29 protein-coding genes are annotated in these 18,941 nt (G+C 48.2%); 27 read left to right on the top strand and 2 right to left on the bottom strand.

Annotation, left to right across the window (positions count from 1 at the left end; translation table 11 throughout):
- Positions 1 to 237 precede the first annotated feature (237 nt).
- Positions 238 to 501: a hypothetical protein gene (locus tag C1H71_RS13300; protein WP_130106976.1), complete on the top strand. Its 264-nt coding sequence runs from the start codon at positions 238 to 240 to the stop codon at positions 499 to 501.
- Here the strand turns inward: C1H71_RS13300 and C1H71_RS13295 are convergent.
- Positions 470 to 655, bottom strand: coding sequence for a hypothetical protein (locus C1H71_RS13295; protein WP_130106975.1), 186 nt, complete (start codon positions 653 to 655; stop codon positions 470 to 472). The two genes, C1H71_RS13300 and C1H71_RS13295, sit on opposite strands and share 32 nt — an antisense overlap.
- Before the next feature lie 79 nt (positions 656 to 734).
- On the opposite strand from C1H71_RS13295, the gene C1H71_RS13290 reads away from it, so the two are divergent.
- The 15 genes from C1H71_RS13290 to C1H71_RS13220 all read left to right on the top strand — a co-directional run bounded on the left by C1H71_RS13290 (position 735) and on the right by C1H71_RS13220 (position 6,484).
- Positions 735 to 1,037, top strand: coding sequence for a hypothetical protein (locus tag C1H71_RS13290; RefSeq protein WP_130106974.1), 303 nt, complete (start codon positions 735 to 737; stop codon positions 1,035 to 1,037).
- 113 nt (positions 1,038 to 1,150) lie between these two features.
- Entirely contained in the window at positions 1,151 to 2,062 is a 912-nt protein-coding gene (gene rdgC / locus C1H71_RS13285) for a recombination-associated protein RdgC (protein WP_188053266.1), read from the top strand.
- Positions 2,063 to 2,133: 71 nt separating this feature from the next.
- Complete coding sequence (locus tag C1H71_RS13280; protein ID WP_130106972.1) at positions 2,134 to 2,328, top strand: hypothetical protein; 195 nt, start codon at positions 2,134 to 2,136, stop codon at positions 2,326 to 2,328.
- Positions 2,325 to 2,744: a hypothetical protein gene (locus C1H71_RS13275; RefSeq protein WP_130106971.1), complete on the top strand. Its 420-nt coding sequence runs from the start codon at positions 2,325 to 2,327 to the stop codon at positions 2,742 to 2,744. The genes C1H71_RS13280 and C1H71_RS13275 overlap by 4 nt, the downstream gene beginning before the upstream one ends.
- The gene (locus C1H71_RS13270; RefSeq protein WP_130106970.1) at positions 2,741 to 3,184 is read left to right on the top strand and encodes a hypothetical protein; all 444 of its coding nucleotides are present in this window, start codon (positions 2,741 to 2,743) and stop codon (positions 3,182 to 3,184) included. The genes C1H71_RS13275 and C1H71_RS13270 overlap by 4 nt, the downstream gene beginning before the upstream one ends.
- Complete coding sequence (locus C1H71_RS13265; RefSeq protein ID WP_130106969.1) at positions 3,181 to 3,435, top strand: pyocin activator PrtN family protein; 255 nt, start codon at positions 3,181 to 3,183, stop codon at positions 3,433 to 3,435. Before C1H71_RS13270 ends, C1H71_RS13265 begins: the two co-directional genes overlap by 4 nt.
- Positions 3,436 to 3,446: 11 nt before the next feature.
- Positions 3,447 to 3,641 carry a hypothetical protein gene (locus tag C1H71_RS13260; protein WP_130106968.1) on the top strand — a complete coding sequence of 65 codons (195 nt, stop codon included), beginning with the start codon at positions 3,447 to 3,449 and terminating at the stop codon, positions 3,639 to 3,641.
- A gap of 79 nt (positions 3,642 to 3,720) precedes the next feature.
- Positions 3,721 to 4,056, top strand: coding sequence for a hypothetical protein (locus C1H71_RS13255; protein ID WP_130106967.1), 336 nt, complete (start codon positions 3,721 to 3,723; stop codon positions 4,054 to 4,056).
- A gap of 4 nt (positions 4,057 to 4,060) precedes the next feature.
- Complete coding sequence (locus tag C1H71_RS13250; RefSeq protein ID WP_130106966.1) at positions 4,061 to 4,777, top strand: nucleotide-binding protein; 717 nt, start codon at positions 4,061 to 4,063, stop codon at positions 4,775 to 4,777.
- 20 nt (positions 4,778 to 4,797) lie between these two features.
- A complete protein-coding gene (locus tag C1H71_RS13245; protein ID WP_130106965.1) occupies positions 4,798 to 4,983 on the top strand; it encodes a hypothetical protein in 186 nt (61 codons plus the stop codon).
- Positions 4,983 to 5,381: a hypothetical protein gene (locus C1H71_RS13240; protein ID WP_130106964.1), complete on the top strand. Its 399-nt coding sequence runs from the start codon at positions 4,983 to 4,985 to the stop codon at positions 5,379 to 5,381. The genes C1H71_RS13245 and C1H71_RS13240 overlap by 1 nt, the downstream gene beginning before the upstream one ends.
- Complete coding sequence (locus C1H71_RS13235) at positions 5,378 to 5,650, top strand: hypothetical protein (RefSeq protein ID WP_130106963.1); 273 nt, start codon at positions 5,378 to 5,380, stop codon at positions 5,648 to 5,650. Before C1H71_RS13240 ends, C1H71_RS13235 begins: the two co-directional genes overlap by 4 nt.
- Positions 5,643 to 5,906 (top strand): hypothetical protein, encoded by a 264-nt coding sequence (locus C1H71_RS13230; protein ID WP_130106962.1) that lies wholly within the window; start codon positions 5,643 to 5,645, stop codon positions 5,904 to 5,906. The genes C1H71_RS13235 and C1H71_RS13230 overlap by 8 nt, the downstream gene beginning before the upstream one ends.
- Complete coding sequence (locus tag C1H71_RS13225) at positions 5,890 to 6,198, top strand: hypothetical protein (protein ID WP_130106961.1); 309 nt, start codon at positions 5,890 to 5,892, stop codon at positions 6,196 to 6,198. Before C1H71_RS13230 ends, C1H71_RS13225 begins: the two co-directional genes overlap by 17 nt.
- On the top strand, positions 6,191 to 6,484 hold the full coding sequence (locus C1H71_RS13220) for a hypothetical protein (RefSeq protein WP_130106960.1): 294 nt from the start codon (positions 6,191 to 6,193) through the stop codon (positions 6,482 to 6,484). Before C1H71_RS13225 ends, C1H71_RS13220 begins: the two co-directional genes overlap by 8 nt.
- Positions 6,485 to 6,520: 36 nt before the next feature.
- On the opposite strand, the gene C1H71_RS13215 is transcribed toward C1H71_RS13220, so the two are convergent.
- A complete protein-coding gene (locus C1H71_RS13215) occupies positions 6,521 to 7,648 on the bottom strand; it encodes a site-specific integrase (RefSeq protein WP_130106959.1) in 1,128 nt (375 codons plus the stop codon).
- 186 nt (positions 7,649 to 7,834) lie between these two features.
- Here C1H71_RS13215 and dusA point away from each other — a divergent pair, with 186 nt between their 5' ends.
- The 11 genes from dusA to C1H71_RS13160 all read left to right on the top strand — a co-directional run bounded on the left by dusA (position 7,835) and on the right by C1H71_RS13160 (position 18,869).
- On the top strand, positions 7,835 to 8,779 hold the full coding sequence (gene dusA / locus C1H71_RS13210) for a tRNA dihydrouridine(20/20a) synthase DusA (RefSeq protein ID WP_374704441.1): 945 nt from the start codon (positions 7,835 to 7,837) through the stop codon (positions 8,777 to 8,779).
- Position 8,780: 1 nt separating this feature from the next.
- Positions 8,781 to 9,416, top strand: a complete 636-nt coding sequence (locus C1H71_RS13205; RefSeq protein WP_130106957.1) for a retropepsin-like aspartic protease family protein — start codon at positions 8,781 to 8,783, stop codon at positions 9,414 to 9,416.
- Positions 9,413 to 10,009, top strand: a complete 597-nt coding sequence (gene rdgB, locus C1H71_RS13200; RefSeq protein WP_130106956.1) for an RdgB/HAM1 family non-canonical purine NTP pyrophosphatase — start codon at positions 9,413 to 9,415, stop codon at positions 10,007 to 10,009. Before C1H71_RS13205 ends, rdgB begins: the two co-directional genes overlap by 4 nt.
- Positions 10,006 to 10,239, top strand: coding sequence for a hypothetical protein (locus C1H71_RS13195; protein ID WP_130106955.1), 234 nt, complete (start codon positions 10,006 to 10,008; stop codon positions 10,237 to 10,239). The genes rdgB and C1H71_RS13195 overlap by 4 nt, the downstream gene beginning before the upstream one ends.
- Before the next feature lie 253 nt (positions 10,240 to 10,492).
- Positions 10,493 to 11,674 (top strand): radical SAM family heme chaperone HemW, encoded by a 1,182-nt coding sequence (gene hemW / locus C1H71_RS13190; protein ID WP_374704440.1) that lies wholly within the window; start codon positions 10,493 to 10,495, stop codon positions 11,672 to 11,674.
- 227 nt (positions 11,675 to 11,901) lie between these two features.
- Positions 11,902 to 12,321, top strand: coding sequence for a type IV pilin protein (locus C1H71_RS13185; protein ID WP_130106954.1), 420 nt, complete (start codon positions 11,902 to 11,904; stop codon positions 12,319 to 12,321).
- Positions 12,322 to 12,334: 13 nt separating this feature from the next.
- A complete protein-coding gene (locus C1H71_RS13180; protein ID WP_188053733.1) occupies positions 12,335 to 12,979 on the top strand; it encodes a pilus assembly FimT family protein in 645 nt (214 codons plus the stop codon).
- Between the two features lie 5 nt (positions 12,980 to 12,984).
- Positions 12,985 to 13,515, top strand: a complete 531-nt coding sequence (locus tag C1H71_RS13175; protein WP_130106952.1) for a type IV pilus modification PilV family protein — start codon at positions 12,985 to 12,987, stop codon at positions 13,513 to 13,515.
- An 11-nt stretch (positions 13,516 to 13,526) separates the two neighbouring features.
- The gene (locus C1H71_RS13170) at positions 13,527 to 14,708 is read left to right on the top strand and encodes a PilW family protein (RefSeq protein WP_130106951.1); all 1,182 of its coding nucleotides are present in this window, start codon (positions 13,527 to 13,529) and stop codon (positions 14,706 to 14,708) included.
- 13 nt (positions 14,709 to 14,721) lie between these two features.
- The gene (locus C1H71_RS13165; RefSeq protein ID WP_130106950.1) at positions 14,722 to 15,369 is read left to right on the top strand and encodes a pilus assembly PilX family protein; all 648 of its coding nucleotides are present in this window, start codon (positions 14,722 to 14,724) and stop codon (positions 15,367 to 15,369) included.
- A 56-nt stretch (positions 15,370 to 15,425) separates the two neighbouring features.
- On the top strand, positions 15,426 to 18,869 hold the full coding sequence (locus C1H71_RS13160) for a pilus assembly protein (RefSeq protein ID WP_130106949.1): 3,444 nt from the start codon (positions 15,426 to 15,428) through the stop codon (positions 18,867 to 18,869).
- Positions 18,870 to 18,941: the final 72 nt, after the last annotated feature.

Here is an 18,941-nt window from a genome sequence, read left to right as displayed (position 1 = left end):
TTCGCCCTAACCCAAGTAAAACCAAGAAATTTAACCCTCAATCCATACCCACGATTACAACAGCGTATCCTTATTTAACATCAAAAATAATATTATCGTTGCTAATTAAAATTAGCATTGCTAATATAATCACATCACCCCAGCACAACGGCCTCGGCTCTGGTGATACCGACATATCTTCAAACGCCGTTGTGCATCAAACATAAAAAACCCGCCATGGCGGGTGAGGAGCTAGAGATGGGCAACATCGATCAAGCCACGGCTTATCACACCGATGACTATTCACGCATCGACTGCAGCGCCGTGATTGTGCAAGGCAAAGATGGACGGTACCGCTTACGCACACATGCCCCAGGTGAAAAGGGCCAACTAGGCCCCCTCATGGAAAGCTACCGAAGCGGCGACCAAGACGACGTTTTAAACCTGCTACGCGATTGGATGAATAGCAAGACCGGCGATAACCGCCCGATTATTCAGCAGTTACGACGTAAACCTGATTGAACTCGACATTAACGGCAGGTTGATCGACAGCTCCACGGTTTTTGGCTCGGTAAAACACCAGATCGCCTGCTCCAAAACTTAATGGGGTGTTGTCTGAATAGCCAGATAACTCTTGGCGCAATTCACCAACCGTCATGCAGTAATGATTTTCCATGGTTGCTCCTTAGTAAAAGTTGAATGTGTCCTAGTAAGACATCAACAGTTTATCACAGGAGCGACCACCCTTACTTTGTATGTCAACTAAAAAACCCGCCATGGCGGGTGAGGAGCTGGAAATGATCCCTGTTTGCTACCAACAAGCCTGCTGGACTTGCACTACCGCCACCGACGCTCAAGGGCAGGTAGGCATTGGTCTAAAAACAGCCGATGGCATCATTCATCGCTTTCTATTAAACGCAGAAAACGCGCACCACCTGAGCACCACCCTAAATGCACAGGCACAGCGCCATGCGCCGAGTGAAGAGGACCAGAAGTCTGTGGCATTGGGCGTGATTCAACAAGAGCAAAGGCCAGGGGGCTTACTTTATGGCCGCTAGTACCTTTAATTGGCTTACGGATTATGGCATTCAAACCAATACCGAGCCGATCGGAGCGACCACCCTTACTTAATATGTCAACTAAAAAAACCACCACCAAACTGAGGCTCCCCATGAAATTAATAAAAAACGCCATTGTCTTTAATGTAGAAATGCCCACATCGAAAATACTTGCCGACAAACTAGAAGCGCGTCCATTTATTGAACCAACCTCACTGGAAACACTGTCGATTGGCTTTGTTGGCGTACCTATCAGCAATGAAACGGTCATCAATTACGAAGGAGGCATGGCCTTTGCCGTGCGCATTGATGAAAAAGTAATCCCTAACAGCGCCATTGAACTAAAGACGCAGGAATTAGTGGCAAAAGTTGAAACAGAAGAAAAACGCAAAGTTGGCAAAAAGGAAAGACGCGACCTTAAAGATATCGTAGCGACTGACATTATTAAGCGAGCCATTGCAAAAACCTCAATCATTACTGTTTTCTTTGATACAAAAAAGAAATATCTAATTATCCCCATTAGTAGCAGCCGCCATGCACAAATGATTATTAATTTATTAATAATTGCAATTGAAACGCTAAAAACATCTACCATTCATATTAATAGCGTAACCAAAGGAATTACAGCCTTACTATGCGACCAAGTAAATGGCAATAACACAGCATTTGGCCACTTTAATGTAGGAGATCATGTACAGCTCCAAAGACAAAAAAAAGAAAAAGTCACATTTAATTTGCACAACGCAACAGCCGCTGCTGAGAAAGGTTTTATTGAAGCACTTGATAGTGGTTTTGAAGTAAAACAGATTCAACTCATATCAAAATTAGGCTCCTTTAATTTAACCGAACAATTCCACCTTAAATCTATTGCATTTGATGATTATGAAGAAGCCTACAACAAAGAATCTTTTGTTGACGTATGGATGCACGAAGCCGCCGTACAAACCCTCATGACATCGACCTTAATCAGCAATTTATGCGAAATGATCGGCTACCTGCCCGAAGAACAAAGGGCTGCAGCTTAACGCTCCCAGCGTATAGCCCCTGCCAAAGCGGTGGCTATGCGATGTGAGTGAACTATTAAACGGAGTTAGCTATGCGGGATTTAATCATTGTTTTAGTGCTCTTTTCTTTATTTGTAATTGCATGGATGGCTATCTGTTTAATTTTAATTAAAGTTCCAGCCCCAGAAAACAGCGCATTTGCTGTAGTGGTTTTATTAGGCATTATTTATATTTTTTACGGCCTGTCTATTACTTTTAATCCTACTGATTTTGAGAAACAATCATGAATAAACCACGCATTATTATCGGGCTCAGCGGATTAGCTGGGGCAGGCAAAGACACTGTAGCTGATTTTCTGCTGGCTCAGCATGATTTTACAAAAATGGCGTTTGGCGACGCATTAAAACAAACAGAGGAATTAGAAAAACGTATCAAATCAACAGTGGGAAACATCGTTGTTACCAGCGTGCACTTTGACGATCAAGCCGAATTAATTAGTAAATTAAACGGGCATATCTGGCAAATCAATCGCCGTAATATTGCAGCAGTTAATCCGCATTCTAGCGAGCGCGGCATATCGCCATATTTTATTGATCAGAACATCAATAATTACGGCGACATTCGCAGCCTGCATATTATTTGTGAGCTGCATTTGCAATCAACGATACAACATCAATCACGCAGCTTGTGGGGCCACGCATGAACCGCGCCAGCCGCCGTAAAAAAGTACTTACCCCCACCATCTTTGAAGTACGCAGCGCCTTTTTACTGATCGATCAGATGTTTGATGATCTGCGCACTGGCCAGTTGGAATTCGCCAGTATCGAAGGCGGACCTGAATACGCGGTTTTTCGGGATAAGCACGATGACCGCTTACCCATCGTGCCCGCGTTAGACGGCTGGATCAACTGCTGGGAACGCCTGGGCAAAGATATGCATTTCAGCATTGATCAGCAGCCGCTACGTGTGCTGATGCAAGTACTAGATATACCCGATGCCTACCTAACCAGCGAGCAAATCGCAGCGGCCAGCGCCGTAGTAGAAAACCAGCGCCGCATGTATCGCACTCTGGATGTTTACAAAGTACGGTCAACAGCGGTTACAGAACAGACCGCTATTCTGCTAGAAAAGGCCACAGCATGAACACATCATTTGTACTACTTGCCTGCTACCAAAAAGCACTGGTGCCACTAGAAACGGTCGGGGTGGATTTTCTGGGGCTGGGTAAACGGGAAGTGAACGAACAAGCCGCGCGAAACAAGCTGCCATTCCCCGCCATTCGTTTAAGAGACAGCCCACAGGCCCCACGCTTTGTAAAAATCGAAGACCTAGCAAACTGGATCGATCTACAAGCCGCAGCCGCCAAACAAAGCTGGCAACAAAGCCAAATCTAAAGGAGCAAGACATGCGAGGAGCACGAGCACACACACGGGATGCGCAGGAGTTAAATCAAACCATGAACCTGCGTAGCATCATCAAAAACACGGCCACCCCAGCACAAATCGCCCGCGACACCGCGATCAGCAAAAAGCGGCTGGATTGGCAACTAGGGGCGGAGCTAAAGCAAGCAACAAAAGAAGTTTGGGAATGCAGGGTGTAAAGAACTAAACACTTTCTAAACATTCTCTAAACAAAATCTAAACAGTTTCTAAACAGAAACTAAACACTTTCTAAACAAAATGGCCGATTTACTCACTGAGTTATCCAGCCGCAAACCGCAAAGCACCGCAGCAAGGTTAAGAGCCTTACTGCCAGAAATTAACGCCGCACAAGCCGATGGCTACACCCACGTAGAAATACTGGCAGCACTAAAGCAGCTGCACGGCCTTGATATCAGCTTTGAGGTTTACCAAACAACCCTGTCCAGAATCAGGAAGCCGCCAAAAAGGAAAACCCATGCGCCCACGGCCACAGCCCCGGCCAAAACAATTACGGCCCAAGCATTACCCGCAGCAAAAAATAGCAATCCGTCATTTGAATTCGACAAAACACCATCCGACAATCTCTGGGAGTAAAGCAATGAGCATTCATTTTGTATTACAAGGCAAAGGCGGCGTTGGCAAAAGTCTTATTGCCGTATTACTGGCGCAATACCTGCAGGAAAAAAACGACCATTTATTTTGTGCAGATACAGATCCAGTAAATGATACATTCAGCCGCTATAAATCTCTTCCCGTGCAAAGACTAAATGTTTTAAATCAAAGCATGGAAATAGATTCACGAGTTTTTGACTGCCTAATTGAAAGCTTAATGAATCAGACTTGCCCAGCCGTTATTGATAATGGCGCAAGCACTTTTATTCCCCTCTCTGCCTATTTAGCAGAAAACGGGGTAATCGATATGCTCAATGAAATGGGCAAAACGGTTTATATCCATACCGTATTAACCGGCGGGCAAGCAATGGATGACACCATGAATGGGCTAGTGGCACTGCTCAGAAATCAACCAGCCCAAATCGTAGTATGGGAAAACGAATACTTTGGTGATGTCAGCAAGAACGGTAAGCGCTTTATCGATACCAATATCTATGAACACAATAAAAACAGAATTAAAGGGATTATCAATATCAAGCAGCGAAATAAATCAACGTTTGGCAAAGATATTGAATTGATGGTCAGCAATAAATTGACTTTTAACGATGCACCCGCCAGCGGCCTATTCACCGCCATGCCACTACAGCGCTTGGCAACAGTGCGCCGAGACATCTTTGAACAGCTTGAAACGGCTGGCTTGTAAACCAAAGGGGCAATTATTCAATGAAGAAACCAAAAGCCTGCACTAATGGCCCGCGCCATAAGTGGAAATTTGTAAAAGATATCGCGGTAAAAAAAATGAGTGGGTGCGCCAATGGTTTTTCCACTCTCTCGATTACGGCTAAAGGCGTTTATAGCTGCGAATGTGGCGCTAAGAAATGTGGCAATCCTCACGGAGGGATTCAGTAATGAGTAACGCAATTGAATTAGCCCAATACCTAGAAGCTGGCCGTCCGGGAGAGCTTGAATTACTTGGCTATTTGTCCGATGCAGCGAAGGAACTGCGGCGCTTGGCAGCAGTTGAAGCTGAGCTGACAGCGCTACCGGGGCAAGTTGTCCCTTCTGGTTACGGGATTTTACCTTTAGCTCTTACCGCAGGAAATGGCGCTAAATATCTTTTATCTGGTGAGTTCAAGGAGATATATGAAGACGCATGCGAATGCCAAGCCTTCGACGACGAAGATTCAGATGATGAATGCGAGATGTGCGGTGGCTATGGCGAGGTGCAAATAGTTCGAGTTATTAGTTGGAGCAATATCAAAGCAATTTGGGCGATGGCAGCTTCAAATTTAGAGATCAAATCATGAGCCGTAGCGATCAAGAATATATCGAATTCTGCATATGGCAAGGCGAAGAAGGGGAGCTCAGCCTGCAGACAGTCAAAATTAGAACGGCAAGAAAAGAACACCATTGCATGAGCTTTAGCGAGACCAACTCCCACACGATCACCCTGGGCCAGCGTTACCGTCACGAACGAGCACGAGTAGACGGCGACTTTTGGGGGGAGTGGAAAATTTGCTTAAGCTGCATGGATAAATGGATTAATGAGTTAGAGGGAGAGGAAAGCGATGATTAAATTAAGCGATACCCAAATAGATATTTTAGGCAGGCCAAACTTTGCCCGCACTCAAATCGCAAAGCTTTTAATTGCAGCAGGTATTTACGAAGATAAGGCAAAAAAGGCTGAATATGAGCAGGCCGTTTTTATCCACTGGGCCATGGCTTTACTTAACGAACACGGCGAAAAGTGGCGAGAAGTCGCCCAAGCAAAACTTGCCGAATACGATGAAAAAATCAAAGCCAAGGCGGTGGAAAATGAACCATCCACTTGAAATTGCGCCCTACCAAACATTAAAAGATTACGCGCTATTAGCAAAGCTGGCTAAAGAGCAGTCCATCATTTGCATCGTAGATTATGCTTGCCGTGGTATTGAATTGCCATTGCGTGATGTTTCACAAACAGGTTACCAAAAATACAAGCATAACGAACACTTCCAGATTGGCGTACGTGGCATGGGTTATGTGAACGCATTCAGTGAAAAAGATTTCATCGCGTGCTGTGAAATGAAAAACGTCGAATTCATCGTTCCAATGGACAAGTTGGAGGGGGTAGAAAATGAGTAAAACACTACAAATCGCAGAAAACCTAGCCATATTCACCGCAAATCATGAGCGTGTAGGAGATATTTTTGCCCCAGCCGTTTCGGAGTTATGCCGTCTTGCCGCCATCGAGCAAGCCGCCATTAATAACAAGACCGAGCCATTTGGTTATTTTAGGTGCAATTCGTTTGGATGGGAGGATTGCCGCGAAGATGACGAAGGCGCTATTGCGCTGTATGAGCGCCCGCCAATAAGGATCATTGGCAAGCCAACAACCGAAGCGATTATGCAAACCAGTACTAAAAATTAAAAATCAAGAAAACCACCAAGCCCCTTGCGGGGCTTTTTAACGCCTATCAACTCGATCAGACAGCTCAGTAATCACTCTTGGCTTATCCCTGTGCAAATCAACAGCCCGCAGCTGGGTATAACGTGCTAGGTTTTTCCATGACCGATGCCCAGACACCAACGCCACTTCCTGAATCGCATACCCCTGCTCAAATAAGCGGCTGATTCCCTCATGCCTCAGATCATGAAAATGTAAATCAATGATGCCAGCACGCGAGCAAAGCCGGGTGAAAGCGGCACTAGCACACTCTGCTTTATAAGGAAAAATGCACTCATGCGCACGAGGCTGGGATTGAATGATATCCATCGCAAAGCCCAGCAAAGGGACCATCTGGTTATTACCGATCTTTTTCTTAGGGTCTTTACGATCCCGAATCATGATGGTGCGATTTTTCTCATCTAAATCGCTCCAGCGCAGAGCTACAATTTCCCCAAGACGCATCGCGGTTTCAACAGCAAAACGCATTACATCTGTAATTGGGATCACACGCTGGTGATTCGTCGGTCTGGCCACTGCCATTAAGCGTGATAGCTCTGATTCGCCAAGACGCCGATCTCGCTCTGCAGATTTTCCAATCATGCCGTTTGCGTGCAGATACTCTGATGCCAGCTCAAATATTGAAATATCAATATTCATACCAAAATATTTATTTGCTGTTTTTAAAACGCCCCCTAAATAAATAATATCTTGATTGATCGTTTGTGGCAGAGTACCGCCCGAGCCACGTTCACGCGCATACTCGACAATAATATCCGTGGTGAGACGACTCAGCGGTAAATCCCCAAGCAGGGTGGAACGCGCTAAAATATTCAGGACGCTGCGCTTTGTATCGCCGATCGGTTTGTCTTTTTCAATAAACTCAATATATTGCCCAATCAGCGACTGCAGAGTGACACTTTTTAATTTGTGCTGATTGATCGCTGTAGCATCTTGCATCTGCTCTGTTAGCCTAGCGGCCCAGTCTTCAGCCAAACGCTTTGCTACCGCCTCTGCCCGTGTACCAGCACCTGAAACTTTGAAATTTCTGGATTCATTCAGCAGAATCTTTCCAGCTCGCTGAATGCGTACTTGTGCCTGAAAAGAAACCGAGCCGTCTTTATTCGATACGCGTAAAATGGTGGCCACTTTAAGCGCTCCTATTCGTGTTTTTCAGACCCTGAAAATAGCAGCAAAATAGGAGTTGATGCAACTGAGTACCGCTCAAACCCGCATTCGACCGTAGAAGACCGCAAACATGAAAAGCAAGCTATGACTGAAGAAAACCCAATAAAACCAATGGATACAAGGGGTAGGCGCTACTCTATAGCACCTATGCTGGACTGGACAGATCGCCACTATAGGTACTTTTCCAGACTGCTAACCAAGCACACTTGGCTGTACACCGAGATGGTGACAACTGGGGCGATTATTCATGGGGATAAGCAGCGGCATCTTAATTTTGATGAGATTGAAAACCCAATTGCTTTGCAGCTGGGTGGATCTGATCCGATGGCTTTAGCGACTTGTGCCAAGCTGGGCGAGGGCTGGGGCTATGACGAGATTAATCTAAATGTGGGTTGCCCTTCCGAGCGGGTGCAAAATGGCGCGTTTGGTGCTTGCCTGATGGCGGAGCCGCGTTTGGTGGCGGATTGTGTAAAGGCCATGAAAGATGTGGTGGATATTGATGTCACCATCAAGCATCGTATCGGCATTGATCAGGAAGAAAGCTACGACTTTGTGCGCGATTTTGTGGGTACGATCGCTGATGAAGGTTGTAATACTTTTATTGTGCATGCGCGCAATGCAATTTTAAAAGGCTTGTCGCCTAAAGAAAACCGCGAAATTCCGCCGCTTAAATATCATTATGCTTATCAGTTAAAACAAGATTTCCCGCATTTAGAAATCATTGTAAATGGCGGCATTACGACGCATGAGCAAGCGGCGGAGCATTTAAAGCATCTGGATGGCGTAATGGTGGGGCGTGAGGCTTACCATAATCCTTGGATACTGACTCAGGTAGATGAGTTGTTTTACGGCGGCGCGGCGCATACCGCCTCCCGTGTGCAAGTCATGCACGCGATGCGGCGCTTTATTGAGGCAGAAATGGCACAGGGCTTGCCGATACGCTTAATGACCCGACATATTCTGGGATTATTTCAGCATCAGCCGGGCGCTAGAACTTGGCGACGGGTGTTGTCTGATTCCAAATTACTTAAAGATGCTGACTTCCAGCTGATTGAAAACGCTTTACGTGAAGTAACTAAAGGCCATTCTTAACATGAAACAAGCGGCCCTAATTTTTGCATTGCTTGCCCCTCCCGTATTTGCCACCGAGGTTACCCTACTTGCAGCGATGGGCAGCAAGGGCATTTTGCTAATCAATGGGCAAAAAAAGACCTTAACTGTGGGGCAGCAAATTGGTGAAGTAAAGTTGGTAACGCTTAGCAACGAGCAAGCTGTAGTTAGTATTGCAGGCCGCCAACGTCAGCTATTACTTGGGCAAGGCTATATCGCCAGCAGGAACAGTGTGGCCGATACCGCTGGGGGCCTCACGCTGAGCCCGGATGCGCAAGGCCATTATTTTGCCGATATTGCCGTGCGTGGCATTAGCCAGCGCGGCATTATTGATACCGGTGCCAGCCTTTTATCTATGCCGCGTAATCTGGCCAGCAAAATGGGTGTGGATTATAAGCAAGGTGCCGAAGCCCGCGCGCTAACGGCCAATGGCACGATTAAATCCTGGCAGGTCACGATTGCGCAGATTCGTATCGGCTCCCTACTACTTAATAATGTGCAGGCCAGCGTGCGCGATCAGGACAATGGGCCTTTATTAATTGGCAATAGTGTTTTGAATCGCTTTCAAATGAAGCGCGAGCAAGAGCTGCTTATCTTACAAAAAAAGAATTACCAATGATGAAACGCATCGTTTTAGCCAGCAATAACGCCGGTAAGGTGAAAGAATTTAACCGCCTATTTGCCGCGCTAGATATCCAGATTGTTCCACAGGGCGAGCTGGGCGTGGCCGAGTGCGAAGAGCCGCACCACACTTTTATTGAAAACGCCTTAGAAAAAGCCCGCCACGCCAGCCGGATTACCGGCCTGCCAGCGCTAGCCGATGATTCAGGCCTTTGCGTGCATGCTCTGGGCGGCGCACCAGGGGTTTACTCGGCCCGCTTTGCGGGTGAGCCAAAATCGGATGCGCGCAATAATCAAAAATTGCTCGAGAGCCTTGCCGGGCAAGCGGATCGCAGCGCTTATTACTATGCCGCGCTGGTGCTGGTGCGCCATGCGGATGACCCGCAGCCGCTGATTAGCGATGGTATTTGCTGCGGTGAAATCCTTGAAACTAGCCGAGGTGAGGGAGGTTTTGGCTATGATCCGCTGTTTTTGCTGCCGCAGTTTGGAAAAACAGCAGCAGAAATCAGCGCAGACGAAAAAAGCCAAATATCGCATCGTGGCAAAGCTTTGCGTGAATTGATCGCTAAATTGCAGGAAACAGGCTTATGAGCACGGCTGTAAATCAAGGCGAAACCCGCTGGGCCACATGGCTAAGAGGCGATGAATCGGTGGTGTCTTGCACCGAAAAAGTAAAAGTCATGAATGAAAATTTGGACGAGCTAAAACAAATGGCTCAGGATTTACTAGAAGACGGGCTGCTGATGGAGGTATCAGAAGCCCAGATTAAAGCCGTGCTGCACCGGCTGGTGGATGAACTGCATAACCCGTATCAGAAATAATAATTTGAAACCCAAAGTTCTGTAGACACAGAGAAAGGGAAGAACACAGAGCACATTGAGAAAAGCTGCCTTGCCTATTCACGTAGGGCGGGTGCAAACCGCGTCTTTTTTAGCATTGCTCGCGGGTTTCACCCGCCCTACAGATGATGCAATACCTAAGGTTTTTCTCTGTGTGCTCTGTGTTCTCATTTATCTCTGTGTCTACAGACCTTTTACTTTATAAAGCCCGCAATACCCATAAGAAGTGAACACCATGCAATCGATTTCCATGCCCATCGGCAAAGCTAACTGGGCGCTTTCTGCCTTACCGCCTTTGGCGTTGTATATTCACTTTCCCTGGTGCATTAAAAAATGCCCCTACTGTGATTTCAACTCGCACGCGCAAAAAGGCGCGCTGCCAGAGCAGCCGTATATTGCTGCCCTGCTGGCCGATTTAGAATCCTGTTTGCCGCTGATGTGGGGCAGGCCGATTAGCAGTATTTTTATGGGCGGCGGCACACCAAGCCTGTTTTCTGCGGAGGCGATTAATCAATTGCTGGAAGGGATTCGGGCCAGAGTGCGTTTGCACCCCGATGCCGAGATCACGCTAGAAGCCAATCCGGGCACCTTTGAGAGCGAAAAATTTGCCGGCTACCGCGCCGCAGGCATTACGCGCTTATCTATTGGTATTCAAAGCTTTAATGCCGAGCACCTTCAAGCGCTAGGCCGTGTGCACGATGATAAAGAAGCGCATCGCGCCATCGAGATTGCCCATCAGCATTTTGATAATTTCAATCTCGATATTATGTATGCCCTGCCCAAGCAAACGCTGGCCGAAGCGCTGCTAGATATTCGTACCGCCATTGCTTGTAAATCCACGCATCTTTCGGCCTACCACCTGACTTTAGAGCCTAATACCCTGTTCCACCGCTACCCGCCTGCCTTGCCAGATGAAGATTGCAGCGCCGATATGTCGGATGCGATTGAAGCAGAGCTGGCCGCCGCTGGCTTTGCGCATTACGAAACCAGCGCCTTTGCCCAGCCTAAGCGCCAGGCTAAGCACAATTTAAATTACTGGCAGTTTGGCGATTACCTAGGAATTGGCGCGGGTGCACACGCCAAAATCAGCTTCCCAGATAAAATTATTCGGCAGATGCGCTATAAGCAGCCGACTGAATATTTGCAAAAAATGGCTTCTGGCTCTGCGGTGCAAACGGAAGAGCAAATTACTTTAGAGCAACTGCCGTTTGAATTTATGCTCAACGCCCTGCGCCTGACTGGCGGCTTTGATTTAAGCCTGTTTGAAGAGCGCACCGGCTTACCGCTAACTAAAGCGATTCACCAGATTGAAAAAGCCGTTGCAGATGGATTACTCGAGCGCCAGCTTAATCATATCCAGCCCACTTTACGTGGGCAGCGGTTTTTAAATACGCTGCTAGAGCGGTTTTTGCCTTAAAACTTGGCTCATTAACTTCCCGCTACAAAACGTCGTCACAAGCCCCCTGCCTTCAGCCGCAGGGGCTTTTTTATTTGCCATTCACTGCAGATTAACGGCAAAACCAACCACTCAACCTAAAAAAAACCCCGCTACTCGCATACTTTAGCTAACTCATTAAACGCTGATTAATATTCCATAAGAATAAAAACAAATGAAGCAAATCGACTAAGGCAAACGAGGCGGATATGCGAAACCCACACGGATTTACCCTGATTGAAATTATGGTCACTATTGCAATCGTCGGCATTTTAGCCGCGATCGCCATTCCTCAATACTCCGACTATGTGACCCGCAGCCGCTTGGTAGAGGCACAAAGCAAGCTCAGTGATACTCGAGTGCGGCTAGAACAGTTTTTTATAAACAACAGAACCTATGTTGGCTTCACCTGCACACAGGCCGCAATTGGGAATGAAAACTTTGGCATCACGTGCACCACGCAAACAGCCAATACCTTTACGATCACCGCAACAGGCACCAATAAAATGACTGGCTTTAGCTTCACGCTGGATGATCTTAACCAAAAAACTTCGGCAATTACGGCTGCAGGCTGGTCTAGCCCTTCTCCCAATAATTGCTGGGTCAGCAAAAAACCGAATATCTGTTAGGCGAGCCTGCAAAATGAACGACTCCCCACAAAAACACCATGGTTTTACCCTGATAGAAGTCATGATTGTGCTTGTTATCTTTGGCTTACTGGCAGCGATTGCCATGCCCGGGTTTCAAGCCTGGGTTCGCAGCGCTAAATTGCGCAGCTTTGCCGAATCTTTTCAAACCGCAGTTCAGACAGCCAGAGCCGAATCCATTAATCGCAATGCCTATATTGAGCTTGTTTTAACCAATAGTGCGGTTGGGGCAGATGCTGCCAGAAATTCAAATGCTGTAACGGTCAGCGCAACAGGCACGGCCTGGCTGATCCGCGAATGCACAACCTGCGCCAATATCGCAACCGCAGCGACTGCAGCAGAAACCTACCCCTTTATTGGTGGAAAAGTGCTGGCAGAAGGCGGCAGCAGTAATCCCCCTGCACTCAATGCCAGCGCCGGATTAATCCGCTTTGATGGCTTAGGTAGGGCTAATGCAGCATTTAACTTAATTGTGGCCGATGCCGCAGCCCAAGCAACCCCTGCAGATTGCAGCCTTGCAGGCGCCGGGCCGGTGACCGATCCGGCCAGAGTTTGTGTCGTTTTAGACCGGGGGGGAAACGCCAGAATGTGTCTGCCCGATGCACCGGCAACCCACCCCAGTTCTTGTGCTAGGAGCTAGAAGCCATGATTTATAAGCATTCTCGCACTAAGCAAGGCGGCTCCATGCTGCTGGAAGCCATGGTAGGCATCACGATATTTTCATTTGGCGTGTTGTCTATTCTGGCCCTGCAAGGCAACGCCATGCGGCATGTATCCAGCACCTCTTCGCGTACATCTGCCATGCAATTAATGCAAAGAATTGATGGCCTGATGAGAGTTAATCCACGCACCGCCAATTTAGATAGTTTCCGTATGACCAGTTGCACATCTGCCGCAGCAACCTCCACCGCAGGAATTTGGTCCAGAGCGGTTGCCGCGCAACTGCCTGGCGCCACCTGCACCATAGCCATTGATAACGATAACGCAGCTGGGCGCACGATCAGATGCTTTCGCCGCGCCACGGTTACCATTGCCTGGCCGGTACGGCGTGGCGATCTAACCGGTGCCAATGGCGTTACAGACAGCAGCGGCGGGCAAATGAATGTCGCCACCAATGTGGCTGATATCCAGACGGTGTGGAGCGACACCCCCAACGGCACTCTGTGCAATAACTAAAGAGACATGCTATGCGCCAGTCCAGCGGTTTTGGTTTAGTGGAACTCATGGTTTCAGTGGTTGTTGCACTGGTTTCAATGATTTCTATCTATCAAATTTTTGGTGTAAATGAGGCCTACCGGCGCAACAGCATGGGCGGCTCAGGCGCGCAAATCAATGGTGGAATTGCCGTGATGCAGATACAAAAAGATGCAGAACGATCCGGCATGGGCATTGGGGATGTGGGCGCACTCAACTGCAATGTAGTTTCCAGAGTAGCCGCTCTGAATAATGTTCCGCTAATCCCTGTTTTAATCCAGAGCGCGGGCACATCTGACAGCCTTACATTTCTATATGGCGCAAGCATAACAGGCGGAGGGCAGGTGGCCCAGCTGGCAGATATTGAGCACGGCAATGCCGATACTCAATTTGCCAATGTTTTAGGCGGGCAAAGCATGGCAGTCAATGATCTGGTGATTGCATGGCAATCGGGGCTGGCCAATTGCCCGGTGTTTCAGGTGACCTGCACCAATGCCACGCCGTGCGCCGGCACACCCGCTTCAACCGATGGTTTTGCCATTGGCAACGCAGCCAATACCTGGAACTCTGCCACAGTTAATTCACCCTTCCCAACCGCTTTAAGCAAAATCACCCGCTTATATAATTTTGGCCAGCTCACCCGGCGCACTTACTGTGTTTATCTTAGTGGCAACAGCAATGGTTGCGCGGGAGCCGGTACCCAAATCCACGGCTCACTGCTAAGCGCGGATGCGCTGGATGCAGCAGCTGCAGCCGATGGCACATGGCAAGTTGTGACAGAAAATGTGATTCAAATGAAAGCCGAATACGGTTTAGATACCAATGTGGATGGCGACACGATCCCAAACAACGTTGATACCTGGCAAAAAGCAGCCCCGGCCCAATGGCCTCAGGTATTAGCCGTCCGCTTTGCCGTACTGGTACGCGCCAGTAACCCGCAAAAACCCAACCGAGCTGGCACCTGCGTTAACGACAGTACTAATAACTACACCGCCGCCACGCCCAGTGATGCGTTTACCCTCACCACTGCGGCCTACTACTTAGGCTGGTCTGGCGCTGATGTTTTTACCCAGCCCACCAATGCCGACTGGCAATGCTACCGCTACAGCGTGCATGAAACCGTAGTGCCGCTGCGCAATCAGATTTTGCTCAATCAACCCACCTCCACTCTCTAAGGAAGACGATAGCATGAGCACGCCGCGTATTCCTGCCCGGAGCCACCAGCAAGGTCTGGTGCTGTTTATCTCTTTGATTGTGCTGGTGATTATGACCCTGGCGGGTATTGCCATGATCAGATCCATCACTACCAGCACCCAGGTTGCCAATAATCTGTCGCTGCGCCAAGGCACTACAGCCGCTGCCGATGTGGCTCTGGAAACAGCACGCCAATGGCTGATTGCCATCTCCGGCACATCCCCCGCCACATTAAATGCGGATTCTGCAGCCAATGGCTATAGCGCCACCAACACCGTCAGCCCGATTAACCCAAATGACGGCACGCAGTGGCGCACAGGCAGCAACTGGGTTTGGGTGGCCACCACGTGCGCCCCCAGGCCCTGCACGCCCGCCGCCATGCCACAAGCCACCAGTACCGCCACAGTCACCAACGCAAATGGCTTTAGTGCTTCTTATTTAATTCAGCGCAGTTGCAGCAACGCTGCTGCCCCCTCGCTGGTGATTGATACCGTTGCGGCTACGGGCAACCCTTGCAATCTGGTAAAAGCCTGCCCAAATTGCCTGAAAGAAAAAACATCGTTTAATGTGAATTACCTGATTACGGTAAGAATTCAAGGCCCTAAAAACACCGTCAGTTTTTATCAAGCATCTCTTTATTAAGCCACGTAACAAGTTTCACCCGGCACTCAAGCCGTTTTTATTAAGGACCAAGCATTATGAAACTCAATCTGTTTACCCTAGGATGGCTTGGCCTTAGTGTCAGCACCTTGGCAGCACAAACTACAGATAAGCCGCTGTCAACCTTAACCACCGGCGATATAAAGCCTAATATTATGTTTACAATTGATGATTCCGGCTCGATGGCCTGGACGCATATGCCAGATAGCGTGGCCAATTGGCGTACCAGAGTGGGTTATCACAATTCCTATTGCAATGGGGTGTATTACAACCCCGCCACAACTTACCTTCCCCCAAAAAATGCGGATGGAACAAGTAAACCGGATGCCAGCTATACCGCGGCCTGGTATGACGGATTTAATACAGGCACCTCGGGCGGGCCCAATAACTTCAGTACATATAATTTATCAAACAACTTTTTTTCTTATGACAATGTAACTGGCGGTGCTTACGCACCACAACAAACAGCCTTTTATTGGACTTATTCCACCAGCACACCATCAGATTCGGAGTGCAATACCTCGCTGCCATCGTCAACTAACACGCTTACGACTGGCTCGTGGACAAAAACAAAAATCCCCAGTGATGGCAGTGCAGCATCGGTGGCTGCACGGCAAAACTTTGCCAACTGGTTTAGTTACTATCGCACCCGCATTTTAATGATGAAATCCAGTGCAGGGCTTGCTTTCTCTGATATGGATAGCCGTTATCGGATTGGTTTCTCACGGATTGGGCGGCTATCTGCAAATAACTTTGCCAGCTCAGGCTTTCTGAATATCCTCGATTTCGATGGCACACAGAAAAGTGCTTGGTACACCATGCTTTATGGCGTGCCAGCGAGTGGTGGTACACCTTTAAAAACCGCATTACAGGCTGTGGGGGAGATTTATTCGGGCAATAAAAGCGCGGTAACCGACCCTATCCAGTTCACCTGCCAGCAAAATTTTGAAATTTTAACTACCGATGGCTACTGGAATGCCAATGGCGACTACGTTTCTGTAGGCAATCAGGACACAGGCTCCGGCGTACCAAGACCAATGCTTGACGGAGCCAATCAATCGAATAATCTAGCCGATGTGGCGATGAAATACTTTAAAACCGATTTACGCCCAAGCATGGCCAATAATGTGCCGGGTATCCCTGCTTTTGATACCGGCCCTGAAGGCAGGCAAATGATGCGTACCTATACCTTAGGCTTGGGGATGGATGGCACGCTCAATTATGTGGATGATTACGAAACCAACAGCAATGCCAGCTTAAATGATTTTGTAGGCATTAAAAACGGCACAAAAAACTGGCCAACCGTGGTTGGGGATCAATTAACCACCATTGATGATTTATGGCATGCGGGGGTGAATGGCGGAGGTAAATTCTTTAGCGCCAAAGACCCTAATGCCGTAGCCGCCAGCCTGAAAAGCGCATTGAACGATATCAGCTCTAGGCAGGGATCAGTGGGCGCGCCTGATGTATCCAACGCGTTTATGACAGCAGCGGACAATACGGTTTACAACAGCAGCTATAAAACGCGTGACTGGACCGGAGATGTAGCGGCCCGAACTGTTGATGTAAATAGCACAACCTTCACCACCACCGAGCGGTGGTCCGCTCAAGCCCTATTGGCATCCCGCTCATTAACCAGCAATCCCCGTGCTATTTATACCTGCACAGGCAGCTGCACCAGCTTCACTACTTTTGACGCTGCAAACTATGGCAGCAATGCATCCATTACGGCGGGCGTGACCAACTTAAAAACAGCAAACGCACTGAACGCAGCCCAGCAAAGTGCCATTACTGGCAGCAAACTGGTTGATTACTTGCGGGGTGATCAAAGTAATGAGCCCAGCACTTCAGCCCCTGATTTAGCCGCTACAACGGCGCTTTTTCGCCAGCGTACCAAAATTCTTGGAGCAATTATCCATGGCGGGGTGACCTATGTTAAAAAATCCGAAAAAGCCTATGCAGACTCCGGCTATGGTGCATTTTCACGGGGCAACTTAAGCCGCCGTGCCATGCTTTATTCCCCCGCCAATGACGGCATGCTGCATGCCTTTGATGCCGTAACAGGGCAGGAAATATGGGCCTTTATCCCCCCCAGTCTGCTGCCCAGCCTGTGGAAACAAGCCGACAGAAACTACGACAGCAACTTCCAGTATTTTGTAGATGGATCACCCACCATTGCCGACATTAATAATGGTAGCAGCTGGAAAACCATTCTGGTGGGCGGCTTGCGTGGCGGTGGCGGTGAGTATTACGCCCTTGATATTACCAACCCTTCGGCCACGGCGCCTGCCGCCCCTTTATGGAGTTTTAAAGACAGCCGACTCGGTAAAACATACGGTTTTCCAGTGGTGGGTAAAATAGCAGGCCAATGGAAGGTATTGCTTACAGCGGGCTATGACAATAGCGATAACAAAGGCTACCTTTTTGTCTTAAATGCCGATACCGGTACTCTGGAAAAAACCTTTAGCACCACCTGCACCGCCACCGATGGCACTTGTGGGCTATCCAAAATTGGGGCTTTATTTACCGAGCATGATGTAGATGACACCATCAAAATGGCCTACGCGGGTGATTTAGCCGGTAATTTATGGCGCTTTGATGTGGCAGGCGCGCAGGGCAATGGTGTATTAGCGGCCACCACTGGCACCAGCGCACTGCGCCAGCCCATCAGCTCTGCCCCGCTGATTAAAGAAATGCCCGCCTATAAAAACAGCAGCGGAATTCCCGCCCATTATGTGAACTTTGGAACGGGTCGTTTTTTAAATCAAAATGATATGAGCAGCAGCGATACACAAACCATTTATGGCTTATTAATAGACCCCAGTTTAGGTGCTATTGATTCAAGTTTTAATAACTTGCGCTCATCAGGATCATTAGTTGAATTGGTGATTGATAAAACCTGCGACAAAACTATTAAAGACAATCTGGGAGGAACAGTCAGCACGCTGGATGGCATTAATGGCGCAAGCTTATCTAATAACTGCCCAAATTCTGTAGCGGGTGACTTTAGTAATGGAGATGGCAATTTTGACACCATTACGTTAAAAAGAGCGGCCAATTCTGCCTTAGGCACTGATTTAACCAGCTGCAAAAACAGCACCAAAGGATGGCGGGCCAATTTACCCATTAGCAAAGAACGAATTCCTAATGACCCCTTTCCTTTTGATACCTATGGCGTATTCAGCTCAATTGTTCCTGGTGCAGATTCCTGCACACCTGGCGGGATCAGCCGCGAATACAAAATGCCGCTTAATTTAAGCAAAGACTGGTTATGCGCCAACCCTTCCACTGATGTATTTATCAGCGTAGGCAAAAATTCGGATGGCAAATTATCCGATGACCCATCACGCAGAGTTTCTATTACCACTTCTAAACTTGACAGTGTTCAAGTGAATGCAGATGGCACAGGCTCTGCCGACTCTGCAAGGCTCAATACTCAAGTAAAAGGCAAACGCTCGTCTTGGAGTGAAATTCTGCGCTAAGCCAAGCACCTCACCAGCCCCTTGCATCAGGGCCGGTGAGGTGATTTCACGTTGTGCCCATAAAAAGACCTG

This window comes from Iodobacter fluviatilis (assembly GCF_004194535.1).
GTDB lineage: Bacteria > Pseudomonadota > Gammaproteobacteria > Burkholderiales > Chitinibacteraceae > Iodobacter > Iodobacter fluviatilis_A.
This window is presented reverse-complemented; position numbering and strand designations above follow the sequence as displayed.

Bases quoted from the DNA above. Each gene is read 5' to 3' on its own strand.
- C1H71_RS13225 (WP_130106961.1), top strand. From the start codon at position 5,890: ATGAACCATCCACTTGAAATTGCGCCCTACCAAACATTAAAAGATTAC.
- C1H71_RS13205 (WP_130106957.1), top strand. From the start codon at position 8,781: ATGAAACAAGCGGCCCTAATTTTTGCATTGCTTGCCCCTCCCGTATTT.
- C1H71_RS13165 (WP_130106950.1), top strand. From the start codon at position 14,722: ATGAGCACGCCGCGTATTCCTGCCCGGAGCCACCAGCAAGGTCTGGTG.
- C1H71_RS13300 (WP_130106976.1), top strand. From the start codon at position 238: ATGGGCAACATCGATCAAGCCACGGCTTATCACACCGATGACTATTCA.
- C1H71_RS13160 (WP_130106949.1), top strand. From the start codon at position 15,426: ATGAAACTCAATCTGTTTACCCTAGGATGGCTTGGCCTTAGTGTCAGC.
- C1H71_RS13220 (WP_130106960.1), top strand. From the start codon at position 6,191: ATGAGTAAAACACTACAAATCGCAGAAAACCTAGCCATATTCACCGCA.
- C1H71_RS13265 (WP_130106969.1), top strand. From the start codon at position 3,181: ATGAACACATCATTTGTACTACTTGCCTGCTACCAAAAAGCACTGGTG.
- C1H71_RS13295 (WP_130106975.1), bottom strand. From the start codon at position 655: ATGGAAAATCATTACTGCATGACGGTTGGTGAATTGCGCCAAGAGTTA.
- C1H71_RS13255 (WP_130106967.1), top strand. From the start codon at position 3,721: ATGGCCGATTTACTCACTGAGTTATCCAGCCGCAAACCGCAAAGCACC.
- dusA (WP_374704441.1), top strand. From the start codon at position 7,835: ATGCTGGACTGGACAGATCGCCACTATAGGTACTTTTCCAGACTGCTA.
- C1H71_RS13195 (WP_130106955.1), top strand. From the start codon at position 10,006: ATGAGCACGGCTGTAAATCAAGGCGAAACCCGCTGGGCCACATGGCTA.
- C1H71_RS13175 (WP_130106952.1), top strand. From the start codon at position 12,985: ATGATTTATAAGCATTCTCGCACTAAGCAAGGCGGCTCCATGCTGCTG.
- C1H71_RS13245 (WP_130106965.1), top strand. From the start codon at position 4,798: ATGAAGAAACCAAAAGCCTGCACTAATGGCCCGCGCCATAAGTGGAAA.
- C1H71_RS13180 (WP_188053733.1), top strand. From the start codon at position 12,335: ATGAACGACTCCCCACAAAAACACCATGGTTTTACCCTGATAGAAGTC.
- C1H71_RS13280 (WP_130106972.1), top strand. From the start codon at position 2,134: ATGCGGGATTTAATCATTGTTTTAGTGCTCTTTTCTTTATTTGTAATT.
- C1H71_RS13260 (WP_130106968.1), top strand. From the start codon at position 3,447: ATGCGAGGAGCACGAGCACACACACGGGATGCGCAGGAGTTAAATCAA.
- rdgB (WP_130106956.1), top strand. From the start codon at position 9,413: ATGATGAAACGCATCGTTTTAGCCAGCAATAACGCCGGTAAGGTGAAA.
- C1H71_RS13230 (WP_130106962.1), top strand. From the start codon at position 5,643: ATGATTAAATTAAGCGATACCCAAATAGATATTTTAGGCAGGCCAAAC.
- C1H71_RS13240 (WP_130106964.1), top strand. From the start codon at position 4,983: ATGAGTAACGCAATTGAATTAGCCCAATACCTAGAAGCTGGCCGTCCG.
- C1H71_RS13270 (WP_130106970.1), top strand. From the start codon at position 2,741: ATGAACCGCGCCAGCCGCCGTAAAAAAGTACTTACCCCCACCATCTTT.
- hemW (WP_374704440.1), top strand. From the start codon at position 10,493: ATGCAATCGATTTCCATGCCCATCGGCAAAGCTAACTGGGCGCTTTCT.
- C1H71_RS13250 (WP_130106966.1), top strand. From the start codon at position 4,061: ATGAGCATTCATTTTGTATTACAAGGCAAAGGCGGCGTTGGCAAAAGT.
- C1H71_RS13185 (WP_130106954.1), top strand. From the start codon at position 11,902: ATGCGAAACCCACACGGATTTACCCTGATTGAAATTATGGTCACTATT.
- C1H71_RS13170 (WP_130106951.1), top strand. From the start codon at position 13,527: ATGCGCCAGTCCAGCGGTTTTGGTTTAGTGGAACTCATGGTTTCAGTG.
- C1H71_RS13235 (WP_130106963.1), top strand. From the start codon at position 5,378: ATGAGCCGTAGCGATCAAGAATATATCGAATTCTGCATATGGCAAGGC.
- C1H71_RS13275 (WP_130106971.1), top strand. From the start codon at position 2,325: ATGAATAAACCACGCATTATTATCGGGCTCAGCGGATTAGCTGGGGCA.
- rdgC (WP_188053266.1), top strand. From the start codon at position 1,151: ATGAAATTAATAAAAAACGCCATTGTCTTTAATGTAGAAATGCCCACA.
- C1H71_RS13290 (WP_130106974.1), top strand. From the start codon at position 735: ATGTCAACTAAAAAACCCGCCATGGCGGGTGAGGAGCTGGAAATGATC.